This window comes from Burkholderia sp. PAMC 28687 (assembly GCF_001577465.1).
In the GTDB taxonomy this organism is placed as follows: Bacteria; Pseudomonadota; Gammaproteobacteria; order Burkholderiales; family Burkholderiaceae; genus Caballeronia.
The window spans coordinates 2,379,053-2,401,698 of sequence record NZ_CP014505.1; the positions used below are offsets into that span (position 1 = coordinate 2,379,053).

At 60.8% G+C, this 22,646-nt stretch carries 24 protein-coding genes; 10 read left to right on the forward strand and 14 right to left on the reverse strand.

All coding sequences use genetic code 11. From position 1 onward, the window contains the following. The first annotated feature begins 8 nt into the window (after positions 1–8). Both AX768_RS11060 and AX768_RS11065 read left to right on the forward strand, forming a co-directional pair. Positions 9–1,409 (forward strand): sigma-54 dependent transcriptional regulator, encoded by a 1,401-nt coding sequence (locus tag AX768_RS11060; RefSeq protein ID WP_231941381.1) that lies wholly within the window; start codon positions 9–11, stop codon positions 1,407–1,409. A 44-nt stretch (positions 1,410–1,453) separates the two neighbouring features. Continuing rightward, the gene (locus tag AX768_RS11065; protein ID WP_061999996.1) at positions 1,454–1,954 is read left to right on the forward strand and encodes a dihydrofolate reductase; all 501 of its coding nucleotides are present in this window, start codon (positions 1,454–1,456) and stop codon (positions 1,952–1,954) included. A gap of 65 nt (positions 1,955–2,019) precedes the next feature. On the opposite strand, the gene pmbA is transcribed toward AX768_RS11065, so the two are convergent. Next, positions 2,020–3,390, reverse strand: a complete 1,371-nt coding sequence (pmbA, locus tag AX768_RS11070) for a metalloprotease PmbA (RefSeq protein WP_061999997.1) — start codon at positions 3,388–3,390, stop codon at positions 2,020–2,022. Positions 3,391–3,577: 187 nt separating this feature from the next. Here pmbA and yjgA point away from each other — a divergent pair, with 187 nt between their 5' ends. Next, positions 3,578–4,225 carry a ribosome biogenesis factor YjgA gene (gene yjgA / locus AX768_RS11075; protein WP_061999998.1) on the forward strand — a complete coding sequence of 216 codons (648 nt, stop codon included), beginning with the start codon at positions 3,578–3,580 and terminating at the stop codon, positions 4,223–4,225. After that, positions 4,209–4,829, forward strand: a complete 621-nt coding sequence (mog, locus tag AX768_RS11080) for a molybdopterin adenylyltransferase (RefSeq protein ID WP_061999999.1) — start codon at positions 4,209–4,211, stop codon at positions 4,827–4,829. The genes yjgA and mog overlap by 17 nt, the downstream gene beginning before the upstream one ends. Before the next feature lie 34 nt (positions 4,830–4,863). Here the strand turns inward: mog and orn are convergent, their stop codons facing one another. Next, positions 4,864–5,487 (reverse strand): oligoribonuclease, encoded by a 624-nt coding sequence (orn, locus tag AX768_RS11085; protein WP_062000000.1) that lies wholly within the window; start codon positions 5,485–5,487, stop codon positions 4,864–4,866. A gap of 147 nt (positions 5,488–5,634) precedes the next feature. Between orn and AX768_RS11090 the strand changes: the two genes are divergently transcribed. From AX768_RS11090 to AX768_RS11100, 3 genes are read left to right on the forward strand one after another with little or no spacing between them, the layout of a single operon-like run. After that, the gene (locus tag AX768_RS11090) at positions 5,635–6,903 is read left to right on the forward strand and encodes a M48 family metallopeptidase (RefSeq protein ID WP_062000001.1); all 1,269 of its coding nucleotides are present in this window, start codon (positions 5,635–5,637) and stop codon (positions 6,901–6,903) included. Continuing rightward, positions 6,900–7,826, forward strand: a complete 927-nt coding sequence (rsgA, locus tag AX768_RS11095) for a ribosome small subunit-dependent GTPase A (protein ID WP_062000002.1) — start codon at positions 6,900–6,902, stop codon at positions 7,824–7,826. The genes AX768_RS11090 and rsgA overlap by 4 nt, the downstream gene beginning before the upstream one ends. Positions 7,827–7,835: 9 nt before the next feature. After that, the gene (locus AX768_RS11100) at positions 7,836–8,162 is read left to right on the forward strand and encodes a putative signal transducing protein (RefSeq protein ID WP_062000003.1); all 327 of its coding nucleotides are present in this window, start codon (positions 7,836–7,838) and stop codon (positions 8,160–8,162) included. A 314-nt stretch (positions 8,163–8,476) separates the two neighbouring features. Here the strand turns inward: AX768_RS11100 and AX768_RS11105 are convergent, their stop codons facing one another. The 6 genes from AX768_RS11105 to rpsP all read right to left on the reverse strand — a co-directional run bounded on the left by AX768_RS11105 (position 8,477) and on the right by rpsP (position 12,729). After that, positions 8,477–9,415 carry a CobD/CbiB family protein gene (locus AX768_RS11105; RefSeq protein ID WP_062000004.1) on the reverse strand — a complete coding sequence of 313 codons (939 nt, stop codon included), beginning with the start codon at positions 9,413–9,415 and terminating at the stop codon, positions 8,477–8,479. A 114-nt stretch (positions 9,416–9,529) separates the two neighbouring features. Further along, on the reverse strand, positions 9,530–10,231 hold the full coding sequence (locus tag AX768_RS11110) for a CoA pyrophosphatase (RefSeq protein ID WP_231941260.1): 702 nt from the start codon (positions 10,229–10,231) through the stop codon (positions 9,530–9,532). Between the two features lie 130 nt (positions 10,232–10,361). After that, on the reverse strand, positions 10,362–10,748 hold the full coding sequence (rplS, locus tag AX768_RS11115) for a 50S ribosomal protein L19 (protein ID WP_062000005.1): 387 nt from the start codon (positions 10,746–10,748) through the stop codon (positions 10,362–10,364). Between the two features lie 135 nt (positions 10,749–10,883). Continuing rightward, positions 10,884–11,654, reverse strand: a complete 771-nt coding sequence (gene trmD / locus AX768_RS11120; protein ID WP_062000006.1) for a tRNA (guanosine(37)-N1)-methyltransferase TrmD — start codon at positions 11,652–11,654, stop codon at positions 10,884–10,886. A 33-nt stretch (positions 11,655–11,687) separates the two neighbouring features. Next, complete coding sequence (rimM, locus tag AX768_RS11125) at positions 11,688–12,395, reverse strand: ribosome maturation factor RimM (RefSeq protein ID WP_062000007.1); 708 nt, start codon at positions 12,393–12,395, stop codon at positions 11,688–11,690. A gap of 79 nt (positions 12,396–12,474) precedes the next feature. Beyond that, positions 12,475–12,729: a 30S ribosomal protein S16 gene (gene rpsP, locus AX768_RS11130; protein ID WP_047844837.1), complete on the reverse strand. Its 255-nt coding sequence runs from the start codon at positions 12,727–12,729 to the stop codon at positions 12,475–12,477. Positions 12,730–13,091: 362 nt separating this feature from the next. Here rpsP and AX768_RS11135 point away from each other — a divergent pair, with 362 nt between their 5' ends. Next, positions 13,092–13,586, forward strand: coding sequence for an NINE protein (locus AX768_RS11135; protein ID WP_062000008.1), 495 nt, complete (start codon positions 13,092–13,094; stop codon positions 13,584–13,586). 41 nt (positions 13,587–13,627) lie between these two features. On the opposite strand, the gene AX768_RS11140 is transcribed toward AX768_RS11135, so the two are convergent. Continuing rightward, a complete protein-coding gene (locus tag AX768_RS11140) occupies positions 13,628–14,764 on the reverse strand; it encodes a PA0069 family radical SAM protein (protein ID WP_062000009.1) in 1,137 nt (378 codons plus the stop codon). A gap of 81 nt (positions 14,765–14,845) precedes the next feature. After that, the gene (locus AX768_RS11145; protein WP_062000010.1) at positions 14,846–15,334 is read right to left on the reverse strand and encodes an Lrp/AsnC ligand binding domain-containing protein; all 489 of its coding nucleotides are present in this window, start codon (positions 15,332–15,334) and stop codon (positions 14,846–14,848) included. A 150-nt stretch (positions 15,335–15,484) separates the two neighbouring features. Here AX768_RS11145 and AX768_RS11150 point away from each other — a divergent pair, with 150 nt between their 5' ends. Continuing rightward, on the forward strand, positions 15,485–16,777 hold the full coding sequence (locus AX768_RS11150; protein WP_062000937.1) for a D-amino acid dehydrogenase: 1,293 nt from the start codon (positions 15,485–15,487) through the stop codon (positions 16,775–16,777). Between the two features lie 83 nt (positions 16,778–16,860). Here AX768_RS11150 and AX768_RS11155 read toward each other — a convergent pair whose 3' ends face one another. The 3 genes from AX768_RS11155 to AX768_RS11165 form a co-directional block, all read right to left on the reverse strand. Beyond that, the gene (locus AX768_RS11155) at positions 16,861–18,651 is read right to left on the reverse strand and encodes an acyl-CoA dehydrogenase (protein ID WP_062000011.1); all 1,791 of its coding nucleotides are present in this window, start codon (positions 18,649–18,651) and stop codon (positions 16,861–16,863) included. Positions 18,652–18,725: 74 nt separating this feature from the next. Beyond that, positions 18,726–19,661, reverse strand: a complete 936-nt coding sequence (locus AX768_RS11160) for an electron transfer flavoprotein subunit alpha/FixB family protein (protein WP_062000012.1) — start codon at positions 19,659–19,661, stop codon at positions 18,726–18,728. A 13-nt stretch (positions 19,662–19,674) separates the two neighbouring features. Then, positions 19,675–20,424 carry an electron transfer flavoprotein subunit beta/FixA family protein gene (locus AX768_RS11165; protein ID WP_062000013.1) on the reverse strand — a complete coding sequence of 250 codons (750 nt, stop codon included), beginning with the start codon at positions 20,422–20,424 and terminating at the stop codon, positions 19,675–19,677. 264 nt (positions 20,425–20,688) lie between these two features. Between AX768_RS11165 and AX768_RS11170 the strand changes: the two genes are divergently transcribed. Beyond that, the gene (locus AX768_RS11170; protein WP_062000014.1) at positions 20,689–21,585 is read left to right on the forward strand and encodes an alpha/beta hydrolase; all 897 of its coding nucleotides are present in this window, start codon (positions 20,689–20,691) and stop codon (positions 21,583–21,585) included. A 6-nt stretch (positions 21,586–21,591) separates the two neighbouring features. Here AX768_RS11170 and AX768_RS11175 read toward each other — a convergent pair whose 3' ends face one another. Further along, entirely contained in the window at positions 21,592–22,515 is a 924-nt protein-coding gene (locus tag AX768_RS11175; RefSeq protein ID WP_062000938.1) for a histone deacetylase family protein, read from the reverse strand. Positions 22,516–22,646 lie beyond the last annotated feature (131 nt).

Sequence of the window (22,646 nt, forward strand, 5' to 3'; positions counted from 1 at the left end):
CAGCCATCGTGGCCGGTTTGCCCGATTTACCGGATGTGTCCAGCGTTACCGTCCCAGCCGTGCGCCACCTGCTTTACCTCGCGCAGACGCCGAACCAGGCGCTGGTCGGCTACCTGAAAGGCCGCGGCTGGAAAGTGTCGGCCGGTACGCTCGCGGCGAACGCCGGCGTGCTGAAAAGCGGTGCGCCAGTCGCCGGGATTGTGGATTTGACCGGCTTTTCCGCGCGCGAACTCACCGCGCTCGAGCCCGCGCTGCGGCATCAGCAGATCGGCTGGATCGCGCTGGCCGATGCCACCCTCCTCGCCGACCCGATCGTCTGTCACATGATCCGGCACTACTGCTTCGACTTCGTAAAGGGGCCGTTCGCGCCGGCGACCATCGGATATCTGGTCGATCATGCGTACGGCATGGTGAGTCTTGGCGACATCGACCTGATGGACGCGCCCGCTGCCTCAGGTGATGAACAAATGGTCGGCACGTGCGAAGCCATGCAGGAACTGTTTCGCACCATCCGCAAGGTCGCCAACACGAACGCCAACGTGTTCATCTCCGGCGAATCGGGTACGGGCAAGGAGCTGACCGCCGTTGCCATCCACGAACGCTCGCCGCGCCGCAAGGGGCCGTTCGTCGCGATCAATTGCGGCGCGATCGGCAATCACCTGATCCAGTCGGAACTCTTTGGCTACGAGCGCGGCGCCTTCACCGGCGCGCATCAGCGCAAGATCGGCCGTGTCGAACAAGCCGATGGCGGCACGCTTTTCCTTGATGAGATCGGCGACCTGCCGCTTGAGAACCAGGTCCATTTGCTGCGCTTCCTGCAGGAAGGAAAGATCGACCGGCTGGGCGGCCACGAGTCGGTTCCCGTAGACGTACGCGTGATTTCCGCGACGCATATCGACCTCGATGCAGCCCTGCGCGACGGCCGCTTCCGTACCGACCTGTTTCACCGGCTATGCGTGTTGCGCGTGGACGAACCGCCGCTGCGTTCGCGCGGCAAGGACATCGAGATTCTCGCGCTGCACGTGCTGCACAAGTTCAAGAGCGACGGCAAACGCAAGATTCGCGGCTTCGCGCCGTCGGCAATAGAGGCCATGTACAGCTACGCCTGGACCGGCAACGTGCGCGAGATGATCAACCGCGTGCGGCGCGCGATCGTGATGGCCGAAAACAAGCTGATCACCGCCGATGACCTCGGCCTCGGCCACTGCACCGGCATGGAATCCACGACGCTCGCCGCCGCCCGCGACGCCGCCGAAAAACGGGCAATCGAGCTGACGCTGCTGCGGCACCGGCACCGGCTGAACGAGGCGGCGGCCGAACTCGGGATATCGCGGGTGACGCTCTACAGGTTGATGGTGGCGCACGGTTTGCGCGCGCCGGCGGCGGTCGGCGAGAGCGCCGTCGGTTAGAATCCAGGGCTTGATTTATCTCGAAAGCCTGACGGATCGACATCATGACGACGCTCACCCTGATCGTCGCCCGCGCGCGCAATGGCGTGATCGGACGCGACAACCAATTGCCCTGGCGCTTGCCGGAAGATCTGGCGTTCTTCAAACGCACGACCATGGGCGCGCCGATCGTCATGGGACGCAAGACGCACGAGTCCATCGGACGCGTGCTGCCGGGTCGGCGCAATATTGTGGTGACGCGCGATGCACAGCGTCGTTTCGATGGCTGCGACACGGTCCCGGGCCTGTGCGAAGCGCTGGAAGTCGCGGCGCGCGACGAAACCAAGGAAGTGTTCCTGATCGGCGGCGCGCAGCTGTTCCGCAAAGGCTGGGAGCTCGCGAACAAACTCGTGCTCACGGAAATCGATGCGGATTTCGAAGGCGATATCTCGATCGATGCCCCCGATCCGGCCGTCTGGCAGGAGATCTCGCGCGAGACACATCGCGCGGCCGCGCCGAACGACTTCAACTATTCGTTCGTGATCTACGAACGGCGGCCCGCATAAAACGAAAGAGCCCGGAACGACGATGAAAACCGTTCCGGGCTCTTTCGATGCAATCTGCAGAGCCTTTACTGCCCCGCGATCGTCATCTTCTCGATCAGCACCGAGCCGATTTCCTTGTTCCCGCGCACGACTGTATCCGCGCCGATTGCCTCGATGTGCCTGAACATCTCCTGCAACGTGCTCGCCACCGTGATTTCCTCGACCGGATACTGGATCTTGCCGTTCTCCACCCAGAATCCCGACGCACCGCGCGAATAGTCGCCCGTCACGTAGTTCACGCCCTGCCCCATCAACTCGGTCAGCAACAACCCGGTGCCGAGCTTCTTGAGCATTGCTTCGAAGTCATCGCCGGGTTGGGTCAGCGAACTGCGCAGCGACAGGTTGTGCGAACCGCCGGCGTTGCCTGTCGTCTTCATGCCGAGCTTGCGCGCTGAGTACGTCGACAGGAAATATCCCTGCACCACGCCGTCCTCGACCACATTGCGGCGGTGCGTGCGCACGCCTTCTTCGTCGAACGGTGCGCTGCCCATGCCGCCCTTTACGTGCGGATCCTCGACCACCTGGACGTGCGGCGCGAAAACGGGTTTGCCGAGGCTATCGACCAGGAACGTTGTCTTCCGGTACAACGCCCCGCCGCTCACCGCCTGCACGAACGCGCCCAGGATGCCCGCCGCCAACGGCGCTTCGAACATCACGCGGCATTTGCGTGTGTCGAGGCTGCGCGCGCCCAGTCGCGCCAACGCACGATGCGCCGCGTACCGGCCAATCGCTTCCGGGTCGGCCAGATCGGCCGCATTTCTCTTCGAGGTGTACCAATCGTCGCGCTGCATGTCGCGCCCCGATCCCGCGATAGGCGCGCACGCCACGTAATGCCGCGAGAACGGATAACCACCCATGAACCCGCGCGATGTCGCCAGCACGAATTGCGAATGTTGCGCCGAGACGCTCGCGCCTTCGGAATTCTGGATGCGTTTGTCGACGGCGAACGCTGCGTCTTCCGCGCGGCGCGCAAGGTCTGCCGCTTCTTCGGCGTTGATATCCCACGGGTGATAGAGATCGAGGTCCTGCGGCGCCATTTCGAGCAATTCCGCTTCGGCGAGGCCGGCGGCACTGTCTTCGGCCGTGAAGCGCGCGATGTTGTACGCAGCGGCCACCGTGTCCTTCAACGCAGCGCGCGAGAAGTCCGAGGTGCTCGCATTCCCCCGCTTCTTGCCGATAAACACCGTCACACCCACCATCTTGTCGCGATTGTGTTCAATGGTTTCGACTTCGCCACGACGCACGCTGACCGAAAGGCCATCGCCTTCCGAGATTTCCGTAGCGGCATCGGTCCCGCCGAGTTCCTTCGCGTGCCGCAGGATGTCGGACGCAATTTCTTTCAGCTCGTCCTGGGTGTGCGGGAAAAAGCGTTGCCTCACGTCCATGTCTGCTGCCATTTTTGTCTGCCTGTGGATGCTCGAGTTGCAGAAGGGTTCAGAACGGTCGCGCCGGAATTCAGTGGCGCAGCGCTCGCCATGACCGCTTCCGTGTATCGCAGGATCATAGCAAGTCCAGGGGTGTTTGGTTTCGTTCGTCCATGCCGCGAGGCGCCAGCGGGCCCCTTCGAACAAGTACAATATCGCGATGAACCGTAAAACCCGCACGCAACCCATAAATCCGGCCGTTGCCACCGAACAGGATGGCAGCGAGCACGGCTACGACCGCCCGAGCAAATCGCAGCTCAAACGCGACATGCTCGCGCTGCAGGTGCTCGGCGTGGCGCTGATCGAGCTTCCCAAAGATGCGCTCAAACGCATGCCCATGCCGGAAAAGCTCGACGACGCCGTCCGCGACGCCCGCAAGATCACCGATCACGAAGGCAAGCGCCGCCAGGTGCAATACGTCGGCCGCGTGATGCGCTCCCTGACCGACGAGGAAACAGCGGCGCTGCGCACGGCGCTCGACACGTATCGCGGTGTCAATCGCGCTGAAACCGCCAAGCTGCACTGGATCGAACATACGCGCGAAAAACTCCTCGCCGACGACGCCGCCCTTACCGAATTCATCCGCAAGCATCCCGGTGTCGATCCGCAGGAAGGCCGCACGCTGATCCGCAATGCCCGCAAGGAACGCGAGCAGAGCAAGCCGCCGCGTTACTTCCGTGAGTTGTTCCAGTGGATCAAGACCGCTGCGGGCGTGGACGAAGAAGACGACGAAAGCGCAATCGAAGCCGAAGACGGTGACGACGTTGAATTCCCGCAACGAGATGACGACGATGGCTACAAAGCGTAATCATCCGGACGAATTGCTGATCGGGCTGGTCTCGATCAGCGATCGCGCTTCGGACGGCGTGTACGAGGACAAGGGCATTCCATCGCTGAAGGAATGGCTCGCGGGCGCGCTGAATTCACCCTGGCGCGCCGAAACGCGCCTGATCCACGACGACGCGGCCACCATCTCGGCCACACTCCTGGAACTCGTCGATGAAACCGGCTGCGACCTCATCCTGACCACGGGCGGCACAGGCCCGTCGCGCCGCGATGTGACGCCGGAAGCCACGCTTGCGGTCGCCACCAAGCCGATGCCTGGCTTCGGCGAGCAAATGCGCCAGATCAGCCTGAACTTCGTGCCTACCGCCATTCTTTCGCGCCAGGTGGCCGTGATTCGTGAAACGGCGGATCACGCGGCGCTGATCGTGAATTTGCCGGGCCAGCCAAAATCCATCCGCGAAACGCTGGAAGGACTGCGCGACGCTGACGGCAAAACGAAAGTGCCCGGCATCTTCGCGGCGATCCCGTATTGCATCGATCTGATCGGCGGACCTTATATTGAAACGCGGCCGGAAGTGATCGCCTCGTTCCGGCCAAAAAGCGCGCTCAGGCCGTCAAAGACCTGAACGCTGCCACGTTCCTTCAGCGTTGCTTCATCGTTCAAGCGGCCGCGCCTGCTGCGCCGGTCGCCGACGGGATCAGGAAATGCTCGCGGTAGTACTTGAGTTCGTCGATGGACTCGTGAATGTCGGCAAGCGCCGTGTGCATGGCGCGCTTCTGGAAACCCTTATAGATGGCCGGCTGCCAGCGGCGGCACAATTCCTTGAGCGTGCTGACATCGAGGTTGCGGTAATGGAAGAACGTTTCGAGTTCCGGCATCCACCGCGCCATGAAACGCCGGTCCTGACAGATGGAGTTACCGCACATTGGCGACTTGCCCGGCGGCACATATTGACCGAGGAATTCGCGGATTTGCCGCGTGGCTTCGGCCTCATCCACCGTCGAAGCTCGCACCCGTTCAGTCAGCCCCGAGCGGCCATGCGTGTTGCGGTTCCATTCGTCCATCTTGCCAAGCGCCGTTTCGTCCTGATGGATGGCGAGGACCGGCCCTTCAACGAGTTTATCGAGCGTCGAATTCGTCACGACCACCGCAATTTCGATGATCCGGTCGTTATCGGGTTCGAGACCCGTCATTTCCATGTCGAGCCAGACAAGGTTCATGTCGCTGCGAACGAGGTCTGACGGGCTAGCGGAAGTAGAGGAATCGAGCACGGAATCGGCCATAGGAGGGCAACCTGAATGGGTTTGACGCCTGGAACGGCGCGAAGGTGATTTGCAGGACCCGGCCGTTCGGCTGACGCGCAACAAGCCATGCGCGCGGTGACGGCCAAGAACCTATAATTCTCGCATAATTTAATCGGGTTTCCGCTGATGTCCAATTTCAATCTCGCGTTCTCGGTCGTGTTTGTCGTGGCGCTGGTCGGCATGGTGGGCACGAAGCTGTGGCTCGCTTCGCGCCAGATCCGGCACGTCGCGGCGCATCGCAAGCACGTGCCGTCGCAGTTTCTTCAAACCATTCCGCTCGCCGCCCACCAGCGCGCGGCCGACTACACCGTCGAGCGCACGCGCCTGACCATGGTCGAGGTCGTGGTGAGCGCCGCTTTGCTGATTGCGCTGACGCTGCTCGGCGGCATCCAGCAGATCGATCTTGCCGTAACCGACTGGCTCGGCCGTGGGTACGTCGGGCAGATGGCGCTGGTCGCTATCGTGGTGGCGATCACGAGCGTGGTCGACCTGCCGTTCGATTACATCCGCCATTTTGTGATCGAAGAGAAATTCGGTTTCAACCGGATGACGAAGAAGCTCTTTTTCCTCGATCTGATCAAGGGCGTCGTGCTGGGCGCGGCCATCGGCTTGCCGGTGCTGTTCGTGACCTTGTGGCTGATGAACCAGGCCGGCGCGTTGTGGTGGCTCTGGGCGTGGGTGCTGCTCGTTGCGTTCCAGATGCTCGTGCTGATCCTGTATCCCACGTTCATCGCGCCGCTTTTCAACAAGTTCGAGCCGCTGAAAGACGAAGCGTTGCGCGCGCGGATTGAAAACCTGATGTCGCGTACGGGCTTCGCCGCGAAGGGCTTGTTCGTGATGGACGGAAGCCGCCGTTCGGCGCACGGCAACGCGTACTTCACGGGTTTCGGTGCGGCGAAACGGATCGTTTTCTTCGATACCCTCCTCGCCCGGCTTTCCGGCAGCGAGATAGAAGCGGTCCTCGCGCACGAACTCGGGCACTTCAAGCGCCGCCACGTGATCAAGCGCCTGGTCGTCACGTTCGCGCTCAGCCTCGTGATGCTTGCGCTGCTCGGATGGCTTGCGCAATGCGTATGGTTTTATGAAGGGTTGGGCGTGCGGCCATCGCTGATTGGCAACAACAACGGCCTGGCGCTCGTGCTGTTCATGCTGGCGCTGCCTGTCTTCATGTTCTTCGTGACGCCGCTGGGCAGTCTCAGCTCACGCAAGCACGAATTCGAAGCCGATGCCTTCGCCGCGAGCCAGACCGACCCGCGCGACCTCGTCAACGCGCTCGTGAAGCTGTACGAGGACAACGCGTCCACGCTCACGCCGGACCCTATCTACACCGCGTTTTACGCATCGCATCCGCCAGCATCGCAGCGCATCGAGCGCCTGATGCAATTCGCCGCATGAGGCCGCGCGACGCGAAGAAAACCGCGAACGCGCGCATTGAAGGAAGGGTCATTGCCGCTCACGGGCGGCATTATCTCGTAGCTCCCGCTGACGGCAGCGCCATGCTGCAATGTTTCCCGCGCGGCAAACGCAGCGAGATCGCGGTGGGCGACGTGGTGCAGTACGAACAGTCATCGGCGGATCAGGGTGTGATTGTCGAGATTGGCGAGCGAAGAAACCTGCTCTACCGGTCCGACCAGTTCAAATCAAAGCTCTTTGCGGCCAACCTCGATCAATTGATGATCGTGCTGGGTACCGAACCGCACTTCAGCGAGGACTTGCTTGGGCGCGCGTTGATTGCGGCGGAGGCGCACGGCCTCGAGCCGCTGATCGTGCTGAACAAGATCGATATGGAAGGACCGCTCGCGGTTGCGCGCAGGCGCCTGACGCTGTATCGGGAGCTTGGGTACACGGTCGTGGAGTTATCGGCGAAAGCGGCTCCCCAGCACGTCCACGATGAACTCGATGCCCGCCTCGCCGACCGGTCGACGCTGCTGCTCGGACAGTCGGGCATGGGCAAGTCGACGCTCGTGAACATTTTGATTCCGAATGCCGAGGTGGCGACGCGGGAAATATCGAAGGCGTTGAACAGCGGCCGGCACACGACCACGTTCACCCGGTTGTACCCGTTGCCGGGCGGCGGGTCCTTGATCGATTCGCCGGGCTTCCAGGAATTCGGATTGCATCATCTCTCGGAGGGACAACTGGAGCGAGCGTTCGCGGACTTCCGGCCGTTCCTGGGTAAGTGTCGGTTCTACAACTGCCGGCATCTGCACGAACCGGGTTGCGCGATTCTGGAAGCAATGGCGGAAGGCAAGATTCGCCCGGCGCGGCATCAGTTGTATGCGCAGTTGGTGCACGAGGCCAGCCAAATTGTCCGATAAGCTCACCGCATGAAAAAATTGACGCGGGCTCCGAACCTGATCACGGCGCATCACTGGATGAATGTGCTGTCGACGGCGGGCATTGCGTGCGAGTTGCACAACCGTTATTTGAGTGGTGCGATGGGTGAGATTCCGGCGGAGCAATGTGCGCCGGAGATCTGGATACCGGATGACCGCGACGAAGCGTTGGCGACCGAAATATTGAACCGTGCGAGAAACGGCCCGGCATCGAACGCAAAGGCGTGGCGATGCCAGCAATGCGGTGAGATGCTGGAAGCACAATTCACGGTGTGCTGGCAATGCGGAACGGCGAGAGACCCGCTGCACGACGAATAAAAGAAGTATGTGCAACCAGCGAGACCAAGCAGACGGTACGGCCTGATAAGCGAAGCGTGTGAAGTAACGTTAAAAGGAGAGAAGGTTCTTTTCAACGGCGGCGGATAATTGTGGGCGGTGGCAGATGCGTGCCACTAGCGAGGCTGTGTGATGAGGGTAATTTAGTGGTTGTGGTGTGAAGGCGTTTTCTTTGCTTCGTTTCTTTTTCGCCGTTTGGAAAAAGTAATGAAGTGCCGCCCCGCACAGGGGCAACGCTAATAGACCGAAGCAAATCAAGTTCACAAGAGAACAGCAGCACAGCCCGAGCAAACCCCTCAGGCCAGCCAAACCGCAATGCTCAGCATGAGCAACAACAACATCCACAAGATCACGGCGCGCCAAACAAGCCCAACTGCAGACTGAAGCGTCCGTGGCGTGCAATCATCGCCCACTGGCAGCGGACTGGCATCACCAACAGCCAACGCCTCCACGCTGAGTGGTTCGGCCAGAGGCCCGGCCAGCCGCGCCCCCAGCGCCCCGCTCCCGGCGGCGAGCAAAACACCCTCATTGGCATCGGGCCACTGCTTGGCGTGATTGCGCCACGCATAAATGGCGTCTTCGAAATTCCCCACAATGGCGAACCCCAACGCCGTCAACCGCGCAGGCACCCAATCGATAAAGAAAAACGCCCGCTGCGCAAACGTAGAAAACGCCGGTGTGCGTTCATCCGTCGGCCGCACCCACGACCTCGCCAGATATTCAGCGATCCGATAGAACACCGCACCCGCCGGCCCGATCGGAATCAGAAACCAGAAGAACACGCCGAACACGTGCCGGTGCGACGCCACTACGGCATGAACCAGCGTATGCCGGACGATCTCGCTCACGGGCATATCGAGTGTATCGATACCGGTCCACTCGTTGAGAATTTCGCGGGCGCGCGGAACATCGTCGTTGTTCAACGCGAGATGGATATCGGTGAAATAGTGGCTGAACTGCCGGAACCCGAGCGTGAAATACACGATCACCACGTTCCAGAGGAACGCGAGCGCGAAGTTGATGTGATAAAGGACGTAATAGACCAGCCCGACGGCCAACGTCCACGGCACTACGACAATCAGCCACGCGAGCACGCCATGCCGCGGCTTGCCGGCATCGAAGCCATGAGCCGCGGATTCCGCATGGTACTGAAGCAACGCCGATATGGGATTCTGCGGCGAAAGCGCGCGCAACTGCTCAATGATTAGAGCCAGCAATACAGAGAAAAAAGTCATGCGATGCGCCGGGACATTCGAGTTTTACGAATTTCGTGTAAAGATATCACAGCGCCGATGCAGCCAGAGGGACACATCGGCTGAAGCGCTATTCGGGTGCCGACACATTACGCGTCACGCGGCGAGGAAGCGATAGAAATTACGTAACATACCCGCCGTTGCACCCCAGATGAAATACGGAGCCGCATTCTCGGCGGGTGTGAACGGCATCGCAAAAAAACGACGTTCGCCGCCTTCCCATCGAAACACGCGGACTTGATGATTGGCCGGGTTCATGAGGAACGCGAGCGGGACTTCGAAGATATCGGCGACTTCGAGTGTATCGGCGTGAAGTTCGATCGGCGGATGGACCAATGCGACGACCGGCGTGACGCGGAATCCGGTACCGGTCAGATAGTCGGGCAACTCGCCCAGCACTTCCACATGCACGGCCTCCAGCCCCACTTCCTCTTGCGCTTCGCGAAGCGCGGTCGCGGCGGCATCGGCGTCTTCGGGTTCCTGGCGTCCGCCCGGGAAGCTGATTTGCCCGGCATGGTTCGTCAAGTGATCGGCACGCTGCGTGAGCAGCACGGTCAGACCGCCTTCGCGCACGACAAGCGCAATCAGCACCGACGCCACCCTCGGATCGCCCCCGAGCGCCTTGACCTTGTCATCACGCGCGTCCGGCGTCCAGTCGAGCGTTTGCGAGAACCTCGCACGCATGCCCTCGGGCGTCAGCACGTTTTCACGCACGCGAGGCAAGTCCGAGCTGGTCGATTCGATCGGCAGGATTTCGGGCTCGAGAATGCGGGGAGTCGACGGCTTGGGGGCGGACACGTGGGACTTGGCTTCTTGATTGGTTTTGATTTCAGGCGCCGTGAACGATGACGCAAGACATGATTTGACCACACCAAAGAAAAAAGCACCCGCGAGGGTGCTTTTTCCGGTGCAGCGGTCAGCGCAACACTTACGCCTTGGCAGCAGAACGGTCTTTCGACACGAGCTTTTCCTTGATCCGAGCCGACTTGCCCGAACGTTCGCGCAGGTAGTACAGCTTTGCACGACGCACATCACCGCGACGCTTCACGACGATGCTAGCGAGCAGCGGCGAGTAGGTCTGGAACGTACGCTCGACGCCTTCGCCCGACGAAATCTTGCGGACGATGAAATTCGAGTTCAAACCACGGTTGCGCTTCGAGATTACGACGCCTTCGTAAGCCTGGACACGCTTGCGCGTACCTTCAACCACGTTGACGCTGACGATCACCGTATCGCCGGGGGCGAATTCGGGAATCGACTTCTCGCCGAGTGCGCGCGCGATTTCTTCTTTTTCGAGTTGCTCAATCAGATTCATTACTGACTCCTGGAGCCATCTTGCCGGAGTTGTTTGCCATGTTGGTGGCCCCGGTAGAGGATGGGTTCACATCTGGCGCCGGCTTGATTCAAGCGTGGCGCCGCCCTTTGTCCCGCTTCGAACCTGGCTGAAAGCCTACTGCGCCTTCGACCCTTCCTTGGCGAGACTTGCAAGCCATGCCTCGTCGGCACGGCTCAACATCTTATTCCTGCGCGCCTTGTCGATCAGATCAGGCCGCTTTTCCTGCGTATTCTTCAGCGATTCACGCCGGCGCCATGCTTCGATTTCCTTGTGATGGCCGCCAAGCAGCACATCCGGAACCCGCACACCGCCGTATTCTTCCGGGCGCGTGTAATGCGGACAATCGAGCAGCACATCGACAAAACTGTCCTGCACCGCCGACTGCGAGTCGTTCAGCACGCCGGGCAACTGGCGCACGACGGCGTCCATGAGCGCCATGGCCGGCAGTTCACCACCGGACAAAACAAAGTCGCCAAGACTGATTTCTTCGTCCACCACACGATCGATCAAACGCTGGTCGATCGCTTCATAACGGCCGCACAGCACGATCATCCCGGGCTCCTGAGCGATTTGCATCACACGCTCATGGTCCAGCGTCTTGCCTTGCGGCGACATCATCACCACGCGCGTGCCGCTGATACCCTGCTCTGCCTGCGCCGCTTTCGCAGCCGATATTGCGTCTTCCAGGGGGCGCGCCAGCATCACCATGCCCGGGCCGCCGCCATAAGGACGATCGTCGATGGTCCGGTAATTGTCCGTGGTGAAATCGCGAGGATTCCACGTGCGCAGACCGAACCGTTCCTGCTTCACTGCCCGGCTGGTAATGCCCCAGTCAGTCAGCGCGCGAAACATCTCGGGAAAGAGCGTCACGACGTCAAACTGCATCGCCCTCTCCTTGTGGTCGGTGATTCCGATAAATCAATAGTCGACATCCCAATCGACGACAATCTTTCGCGCCGCCTGGTCCACTGTCTTGACAAATACGCCTACGAACGGGATGAGCCGCTCGCCGGTAATGGGCGAGCCGTCCTTGCCCGTAGTCAGGAATTCCACACGCATGATGGAATGCGCGCCATTGTCGATCATGCCCGCAACCTGGCCGAGGGCCACGTTCGCTTCATTCACGACATCCAGGCCGATCAGATCGACCCAGTAGAATTCGTCTTCGCCAGAGAGCTTCGGGAAGTCGCTGCGCAACACATGGATGGTGTGGCCGCGCAACGCATACGCTGTATCGCGATCGTCGCAGCCGGCAAAATGCGCGACAACCGTGTCGCTATGCACTTTCGACTGCAGGCAACGAACCGACTTGCGCTCATTCCCCTTGACCAGCCACCAGCGCTTTGCAGCAAGCATTGCGTCGCCGCCGTGCCCTGCATGCGCGTGCGGCGCAATCTTGACCCAGCCCTTGAGGCCGTAAGCATCTACGATGGCGCCGACTTCGATTGCGTCGTCGGGCAATGCTTCAACGGCCTCGATTGAACCCGAGTCGTCCAAAGCGTCGATAGCCACGCGACGCGCTGCCGGCTTACGGACAAATGCGCCAAACGTGGCATCGTTCTGCTCAGGCTTCTCGCCACGTGCGGCTTTCAAACCTGAGTCTGAAGCAGAATCACGCGTCGACATAAGCCAGTCTCCCGCAAACATCGGCAGCAAAAATCGGCCGGATCACTTGGACCCGAGCGATCGACTGCAGCAACCGCACTTAAGCAGCCGGCTGAGCTTGTTGCGATTGCTTGACCAGACGGGCAACCGTCGGCGACAGTTGGGCGCCGTTGTCTTGCCAGTACGTCAGGCGGTCCTGAGCGATGCGCAGCGCTTCGCCTTTAGTCGCGACGGGGTTGTAAAAACCCACGCGTTCGATGAAGCGGCCATCACGGCGGCTACGCGAATCGGTTGCAACGATGTTGTAAAACGGGCGCTTCTTGGAGCCGCCACGAGCCAAGCGGATGATAACCATGCTGAAATCCTTGAAAACCGGGGTTCGGAACTACCAAAACACGCGATTATAGCGGCAAAACGATGCCTTAACAAACACTTGCATCGATTAATCGAGATGAGAAGGGCTGCTTTGCGTGGTGTTTGACGTACAGCCAATAGTCGCAAAGCACCGTGCGCCGGGCTTTTCGGGAGTTCCACGCAGGTTTTAGGAAGACAGATAATGGATTAGAGCAGGAAGCATTCTTCGGCGCGTGGTCGCGAATCGGCGAGCGCCTGCTTGGACCCGCGGCTGCGGCGTAGAATGCCGCTTCAGAGCGAACGTTTCGTGTCTCGTGTCTCCCCGCCCTTACCTGCCTTCAACGCTTCTCTTTCAGCTTCCCGATGAACAACCCGTCGTCCACTGTAACGCATCCTTCCAATCCGGCGCCAAACGGACGCTTCCGTTCGAAAACGCTGACCGCCGCGCTTGCCTTCTTTCTTGGCAGCATTGGCGCACATCGCTTTTATTTGTACGGTTTGCGCGACAAATTCGGCTGGGCGCATATTGTCGGCCTTCTGCTCGGCCTCGTGGGTTACATGCTGCTCGCCGCGACCGAACGCGCGTCGGTACTCGGCTGGGTGCTCGTCGTGCCCGGCGCGGTTTCGCTGCTGTCAGCGTTTCTGTCGGCGATCGTCTATGGCTTGCGGCCGGATGAAAAATGGGACGCCCAGTTCAATTCGCAGACCGGACAACACAGCGACTCAGGTTGGACCGTGATCTTTGTCGTGATCTTCTCCCTGCTATTTGGCGCGTTCATATTGATGGCCGGTCTCGCGCTTACCTTCCAGACGTACTTTGAAGGCCAGGTTCAGGCGGCGAAAGAGCTGTCGCAGTAATTTGCTAACGGGGTCGTGAAGGGTTCGCGAATCCGGTCCCGCTAGAACAGCTTCATCTGCGGACTTTCCACGACGCGCTGCTTCGGCGCGCTCTCGCCGCGCCGGAACGCCGACATGTTCAGAATGCCGCGATGCCGCTGGTTCAGCACAAGCCGTCGCGCGGCATGGTCAAAACGCTGCTTGAGCATGTCGGCCCATAGTCCTTCGCCTTTCATACGCTTCGCAAAATCCGAATCGTAGTCCTTGCCGCCGCGCATATCGCGCACACGGCCCATCACGCGCTCCGCCCGATCGGGGAAATGCGCCGCAAGCCAATCCTTGAACAACGGCGCGACCTCCCACGGCAGCCTCAAGACAATGTAGCTCGCGCTCCTTGCACCGGCTTCGGCACAGGCTTCCAGCACGCGTTCCATATCGGGTTCGGTGACGAACGGGATCATGGGCGCGACGCTGACGCCGACCGGAATGCCTGCTTCGGCAAGTGTGCGGATGGTCCGCAGCCGTCTGGCCGGCGTTGCCGCGCGAGGTTCGAGCGTGCGGGCAATGTCGGTGTCGAGTGTGGTGATGGTCACCGCCACCATCACCTGCCCTTTCTGCGCCATGGGCGCCAGCAGGTCGATATCCCGCTCGACCAGCGAAGACTTTGTGATCGCCGCGAACGGGTGCCCCCGCTCGCTGAGGATTTCAATGACGCGCCTCGTGATCCGCAAGTTCCGCTCGACGGGCTGATACGCGTCCGTATTGACGCCGAGCGCTATGGGCTCGGGTTGGTAGGACGGCTTGTCCAGTTCGTGCTCGAGCAACTCCCCGGCGTTGATCTTCGCGTAAATGCGGCTTTCGAAATCGAGTCCCGGCGACAATCCCAGATAACTGTGCGTCGGCCGGGCGAAGCAATAGATACATCCATGCTCACACCCACGATAAGGATTCAGCGATACCCCAAACGGGATATCAGGCGACGAGTTGCGTGTGAGGATGGTCTTCGCACGCTCCTCGAACACTTGAGTGCGCAGCGCCGGTGCGCCTTCTGCCTCGCCGTCCTGATCCGTATGCGTCCAGCCGTCGTCGACCCGCTCGCGCTCGTCCTTCTCATAGCGTCCCTGGAGGTTCGTGACCGCGCCTCGGCCTTTGAGCGGCGCGGGCGGAGCAACGGGATATTCAGAGTCATGCAAAGCCATGATCGAAGCTTGGAAAAGAGCAAAACACTGTATAAATATACAGTAAATCTGGTCTTTCGCAAGCGGCCTCAGGTGGAGGGATCAGTCCGCTACGGCAATGGCAAGACTCTCCTTGATCTCCTCCATGACTACATAGCTTTTGGATTGCACGGCCCCGGGAAGCTGCAGCAGGATATCGCCAAGCAGTTTCCGGTAATCGGCCATTTCGCCAATACGCGCCTTGATCAGGTAGTCGAAATCGCCGGAAACGAGGTGGCATTCCAGAACCTCGGGAATGCGCTGCACCTCGCGTCGAAACTGCTCGAACATGTTGCCGCTCTTGTGGTCGAGCGTGATTTCAACGAACACGAGCAGCGACGCCCCCAATTGATGCGGGTTCACACGGGCGTAATAGCCGGAAATGACGTCGTCCCGCTCCATGCGTTTTACGCGCTCGATACACGGCGTTACCGAAAGCCCGACCTGCTCCGCGAGTTCCTTCATCGCGATGCGGCCATCCTGTTGAAGGATCCGCAGAATCCGCCGATCGATCTTATCCAGCTCCCGCACCGAATTTCGATGAGTTCTCATTCGATTCAACCAAAAAGTAAGCAAATACAATAACAAAAACTAGCGCTCTCTCAATACTATAGTCGATACCACTATGTAACCCGCTACTCAAACGGCTTCACGAAAAACGAAGCAATGACCGGCGGAATGTCACTTTGCACGGAGCAAGACATGCAAGTCGTAATCTTGGGAAGCGGTGTTGTCGGAGTGACGAGCGCCTACTATCTGGCCCGTGCGGGGCACGACGTGACGGTCATCGACCGTGAAGCCGGGCCAGCGCTCGAAACGAGTTTTGCAAACGCAGGGCAGATCTCGCCAGGGTATGCATCGCCATGGGCGGCTCCCGGCGTGCCGCTCAAAGCGGTGAAGTGGATGTTCGAGAAACACGCGCCGCTCGCCATTCGTCTGGACGGGACATCGTTTCAGTTGAAGTGGATGTGGCAGATGCTGCAGAACTGCACGCAGGACCGCTATTCGGTCAACAAGGGCCGCATGGTTCGCCTGGCTGAGTACAGCCGCGATTGTCTGCAGGCGCTGCGTGCGGACACGAGCATTCAATATGAAGGCCGGACCGGCGGCACGCTGCAACTGTTTCGCACGCAGCAGCAACTGGATGGCGCGGCGAAGGACATTGCCGTGTTGCGCGACGCGAACGTGCCCTTCGAACTGCTCATGCCTGCCGACCTGCATAAGGCGGAGCCGGCGCTCGCGGCGGTATCGCAGAAACTGACGGGCGGTTTGCGCCTGCCGAACGACGAAACCGGCGACTGTCAGAAATTCACCACGGGTCTTGCCGCCATGGCCGAACAGCTCGGCGTGAAATTTCGCTACAACACGCCTATCGATGCCCTCGCAGTCAGCGGCGGCCGTATCGCCAGCGTGCAGTGCGGCGGCGAGATGATCCGCGGCGATTCTTACGTGGTCGCGCTCGGTTCGTACTCCACCAAACTGCTTGGCGACCTCGTCAAGATTCCGGTTTATCCGCTGAAGGGCTATTCACTGACGGCGCCTGTCGTCAATGAAAGCGCCGCGCCGGTTTCCACCGTGCTCGACGAAACCTACAAGATCGCGATCACCCGTTTCGATGACCGGATCCGTGTTGGCGGAATGGCGGAAATTGTCGGCTTCGATCAATCCCTTCGCCAGGCGCGCCGCGAAACGCTCGAAATGTGCGTGAACGACTTGTTCCCCGGCGGCGGCGATACGGCGAAGGCGTCGTTCTGGACCGGCTTGCGCCCCATGACCCCGGACGGCACGCCAATCGTTGGCCGGACGCCGATCGCGAATCTGTACTTGAACACTGGACACGGCACGCTCGGCTGGACCATGTCGTGCGGCTCCGGCCAATTGCTGGCGGACCTGATGTCGGGCAAGCAGCCGGCGATCCAGTCGGACGATTTGTCGGTGCATCGTTATTTGGGCGAAGCGCGTGCGAGCGGCAGGCCTGCGTACGCAAGGGCATGACCTGAAAACAAAGTATAGAAACGTAAAAGGCCGTCCCCGCGAAGGGACGGCCTTTTCATTTGCGTTGCGCCGAACGAAGCAAATCAGAACTGTTCTTCGCGCATCGCGAGATACCCTTCCTGCCCGTTGGCGCTGACGATCGATGCTTCGATGCCCGGCGCCTGCGATAAAACATGCTCGGCAAAGAACTGCGCCGTCGCGATCTTTGCGCCATGGAACGCTTCGTCTTCTGCGCGCTTGTCCGAGGCTACCAGCAGCGCCCGCGCCATCTGCCATCCACCGAGCACGATTCCCGCGAGCTTCAGATAAGGCACACTGCCCGCAAACACCGCGTTCGGATCGCTTTTCACCCTTGCGACCATGAACTCGACCACGCGCGCCAATGCGAGACTTCCCGCGCTCAAATGCCGGTGCATGGACTTGAACGCCTGGCCCTCACGATCGGCCAACAGCGCGATGGTCTGGTCCATCTGCGCAAGAATCGCCAATGCGGTCGCGCCGCCGTCGCGCACGGTCTTGCGGCCGATCAGATCGTTTGCCTGGATCGCGGTCGTCCCTTCGTAGATGGTGAGAATGCGTGCATCGCGATAATGCTGCGCCGCGCCCGTTTCCTCGATGAAACCCATGCCGCCATGAACCTGCACGCCGAGGCTCGTGACATCGATGGAAAGCTCCGTACTCCAGCCCTTCACGACCGGCACGAGAAATTCGTAGATGGCCTGATGCTGTGCGCGAGCGGCTTCGTCCGGATGGTGATGCGCCAAGTCGCAATGCGCCGCCGCCACGTAGGCGAGCGCGCGCGATGCTTCGGTCAGCGAACGCATGGTCAGGAGCATGCGGCGTACGTCCGGATGATGAATGATCGATACCGGCTGCTTCGCCGATCCATCGACCGGGCGGCTCTGCACGCGGTCTTTCGCAAACGCGACGGCCTGCTGGTAAGCCCGCTCGGACACCGCCACGCCCTGCAGCCCGACCGCAAAGCGTGCGGCGTTCATCATGATGAACATGTACTCGAGCCCGCGATTTTCCTCGCCGATCAACTCGCCGACCGCGCCGCCGTGGTCGCCGAATTGCAGCACGGCGGTCGGGCTCGCCTTGATCCCGAGCTTGTGTTCAATCGAAACGCAATGCACGTCGTTGCGCTCGCCGAGCTGGCCGGTTTTATCGGTGAGAAACTTGGGGACGATGAACAGCGATATGCCCTTCACGCCATCGGGCGCACCGGGCGTGCGCGCCAGCACGAGATGGGCGATGTTCTTCGCCATGTCGTGCTCGCCGTAGGTGATGAAGATCTTCGTGCCGAAGAGCTTGAACGTGCCATCGCCTTGCGGCTCGGCGCGCGTGCGCACGAGCGCGAGATCGGAGCCGGCTTGCGGCTCGGTGAGGTTCATCGTGCCTGTCCATTCGCCAGAGATCAGCTTAGGCACGTAGAGCTGCTTTTGCTCCTCGGTACCGGCCGTGAGCAATGCTTCTATAGCGCCATCGGTCAGCAGCGGACACAACGCAAACGACAGATTCGCCGCATTCAACATTTCGATACACGGCGTCGCGATGAGCTTCGGCAAACCCTGCCCGTCGTATTCGACAGGATGCAGCACGCCTTGCCAGCCGCCTTCGCCGAATTGCCTGAACGCTTCTTTGAAGCCCGGCGTGGTGATGACTGCGCCGTCTTTCCATGCGCTCGGATTCCTGTCGCCCTCAACGTTCAGCGGCGCAACCACTTCGCCGTTGAACCGCGCAGCTTCTTCGAGCACGGCGCGGGCGGTGTCGAGGCTTGCGTCCTCGAAACCCGGCAACGCCGAGATGCCTTCAATGTCCGCGAGTTCCTTCATCACGAACAACATGTCCTTGACGGGCGCGTGATAGCTCATGCTTGTCTCCCCCACTAGATATGAAAAGGGGCGCACATGCGTCGCCCCTTTTTTAGTCCTTCCTGACCAGCCGATCAGCCCAGCTCTTTCACCAGATCCGGGACCACCGTAAACAGATCGCCCACGAGTCCGTAGTCCGCGACACCGAAGATCGGTGCTTCAGCATCCTTGTTGATCGCGACGATGACCTTCGAGTCCTTCATCCCGGCCAGATGCTGAATCGCGCCCGAGATACCGACGGCGACGTACAGATTCGGCGCCACGATCTTGCCCGTTTGCCCGACCTGATAATCGTTCGGCACGAACCCGGCGTCGACCGCTGCACGCGATGCACCCAGCGCCGCGCCCAGTTTGTCCGCGAGCGGTTCGAGCACTTTCGTGTAGTTCTCGCCGTTGCCGAGACCCCGTCCACCCGACACGATGATCTGCGCCGACGTCAGTTCCGGCCGGTCCAGCTTCGTCACTTCGCGGCTCACGAACTTCGAGATGCCGGCGTCAGCAGCGGCTTCGATCTTTTCGACCGATGCACTGCCGCCTTCTGCTGCAACCGGATCGAAACCCGTGGAACGCACGGTGATGACCTTGATGGCATCGCTCGATTGAACCGTTGCGATGGCATTGCCCGCGTAGATCGGACGCTCGAATGTATCGGCGCTGTCGACCGCCGTGATGTCGCTGATTTGCGCGACGTCCAGATGCGCTGCGATACGCGGCGCGACGTTCTTGCCGTACGCGGTTGCCGGAGCCAGGATATGCGAATAGTTCTTCGCGATCTGCAACACCGTCCCGTCGATATTTTCGGCGAGTCCGTCGGCAAGCTGGGGTGCATCGGCCAGCAGCACCTTCGATACACCCGCGATCTTGGCGGCGGCATCGGCTGCTGCCTGCGCGTTCGCACCCGCGACCAGCACGTGAACGTCGCCGCCAATCTTCGATGCAGCCGCGATGGTGTTCAGCGTTGCCGGCTTGATGGATGCGTTGTCGTGTTCTGCAATTACAAGAATGGTCACTTTCTCAACTCCCTCACAGAACCTTGGCTTCGGTCTTCAGCTTCTCGACCAGCGTCTTCACGTCCGGCACCTTCACACCCGCGGAGCGCTGCGGCGGTTCGGCGACTTTGAGCGTCTTCAGACGCGGCGTGACGTCCACGCCCAGGTCTGCCGGCTTGATGGTTTCCATCGGCTTTTTCTTCGCCTTCATGATGTTCGGCAGCGTGACGTAACGCGGCTCGTTCAGGCGCAAGTCCGTGGTGATCACGGCAGGCAAGGTCAGCGACAGCGTCTCCGACCCCCCGTCGATTTCGCGCGAAACCGAGACGCGGCCGTCGGCCACCGTCACCTTCGATGCAAACGTCGCCTGCGGCAAACCGGCCAGCGCGGCAAGCATCTGGCCGGTCTGGTTCGAGTCGTCGTCAATGGCTTGCTTGCCGAGAATGATCAGTTGCGGCTGTTCCTTGTCGACCAATGCCTTGAGGATCTTCGCGACCGCCAGCGGCTGCAATTCCTCAGTCGATTCGACCAGGATCGCACGATCCGCGCCGATGGCCATGGCCGTGCGCAGCGTTTCCTGGCACTGCGTCACGCCGCACGACACGGCGATCACCTCGGTCGCCACGCCCGCTTCACGCAGGCGCACGGCCTCTTCGACGGCGATTTCATCGAACGGGTTCATCGACATCTTCACGTTTGCGATATCGACTGCACTGCCATCCGGCTTTACCCGGACTTTCACGTTGTAGTCGACCACGCGTTTGACTGGTACCAAGATTTTCATGCACACGCTCCTGAGTTACGAATACGTCACCAATCCCATTATAACGAGTGACTCCGGTCATCGAACGCTAACGGCGGATCGGTGACAACCGGCCGCTGGAGAATTTCTCAAGCTTAAGACAATCAGCCAAAGCTTATTCATTACAGAACGATCGTACTATTTTACGCATATCTTGCCTGCCAGGACAATCGGGGATTTGCTCTAAACGCTTTGCACGCGGCACAGACGCTATCATCGGCGGCATCCCGAGCCACCGAAATCGCCATGCCGAAAGTCGAGCGCAGCACGTATTCCACCAGCAGCATTGCCACGCGCGATGGCATCGACCTCTATCTTCATCGATGGGAGGCCGCTCCTTCGTTTCCCAGACCGCTTGCAAGGATCGCGCTGGTTCACGGACTGGCCGAGCACGCGCGGCGCTATGAGGCGCTGGCGTTGCGGTTGAACGCGGCGGGTATCGAGCTGATCGCGATGGATCTGCGCGGTCACGGCAAGTCGCCGGGCGAGCGCGTGTGGGTGAATACCTTCGACGAGTATCTGCTCGATACCGACGCCCTGCTCGCCGCTGCTGAAACGACCGTGCCTCTGGACGTTCCGTTGCTGCTCATGGGTCACAGCATGGGCGGTGCAATCGCCGCGCTGTATGCAGCCGAGCGGTTGCCGGAAAGCGGGCGCACGCTTGCGGGCCTGATTCTCTCGAGCGCGGCACTGAAGATGCCGGCCAGTGCACCCCGCTGGAAACTGGCGATGGGAGGCACGATCAGCCGCTTCATGCCGCATTTTCCCGCAATGACTATCGATCCCGCCACGTTGTCCCGTGCGAACGGCGTAGTCGAAGCAAACCGGCGCGATCCGCTGGTTCATCACCAGGCGATTCCGGCGAGGACCGTGGCGGAGATCGGCATGGCGATGGCGCGCATTGAAGCCGGACGGGCATCGATCACATTGCCTTTATTCGTTTTCCACGGCACGCAGGACGCGCTGACGAACCCCGACGGCAGCCGCGAATTCGAAGCCCATGCCGGTTCGACGGACAAGACGCTGTTGATGCTGGAAGGCAGTTATCACGAGACGCTAAACGACCTCGACCGTGACCGTGTGATCAAGGCGTTGATCGACTGGACGCTCGTGCGCGCGGATCTTCAGCGCATGCGCATGTAACGCGGTTCAAATCTCGGCGAGCGCCCGCACATGCGCGACCACGCTGCGCCCGAGCGCCGAGAGGTTGTAGCCGCCCTCGAGCGAACTCACGATACGCCCCTTCGCATGCCGTTTCGCCACGGCGCAAATCTGCTCGGTGAGCCACGTATAGTCGTCCTCGACGAGTCCCATGTTGCCGAGATCGTCCTCGCGGTGGGCATCGAAGCCTGCCGAGACGAAGATCATCTCCGGCTTGAACTCATCGAGTTTCGGCAGCCACATCATGTCGACGGCTTCACGTACCGCCATGCCTTTCGTACGCGCGGGCATCGGCAGGTTGACCATGTTGGACGCGTGATTGTCGGCGCCGCTATACGGGTAGAACGGGTGCTGGAAAAAGCTGCACATGAGCACGCGCGGGTCGCCGCAAAACGCAGCTTCCGTGCCGTTGCCGTGATGCACATCGAAGTCGATGATCGCAACGCGTTGCAGACCGTGCACCTCGAGCGCGTGACGCGCCGCGATGGCGATGTTGTTGAAGAAGCAGAAGCCCATGGCGCGAGCCGGCTCCGCGTGATGTCCGGGCGGACGCACGCTGCAGAACGCGTTGTCGTACGTGCCCGCAATCACCGCGTCGGTTGCCGCGATCGCCGCGCCCGCCGCACGCAACGCCGCCTGGTAGCTGCCCGGCGACATGAGCGTATCGGGATCGATTTCCGCGCGTCCTTCCAATGGCGCGGTCTCTCTCACAAAGTCGATATGCGCCCGCGTATGAACCCGCGCCAGATCGTCTTCACTGGCAAGCGGCGCTTCTTCGCGCTCGATCAATGCATCGATACGGCTGCCGATCAACTGGTCTTCGATCGCCTGGAGGCGCGCCGGACACTCGGGATGCCACGGCCCCATGTCGTGAAGAAGGCAATCTGGGTGGGTATAGAAGCCGGTAGCCATAATGTTTGCCGCGTGGGGCCTGGCCGCTCGCACGTGTCTCGAATCGTTCAGGTGTTTTTTGTCGTACGCGATGCGGGTATCAATCGGTTGAAGCATGGGGCGGAAGCCGGATCGCGCGGGTTCTTGTTAAG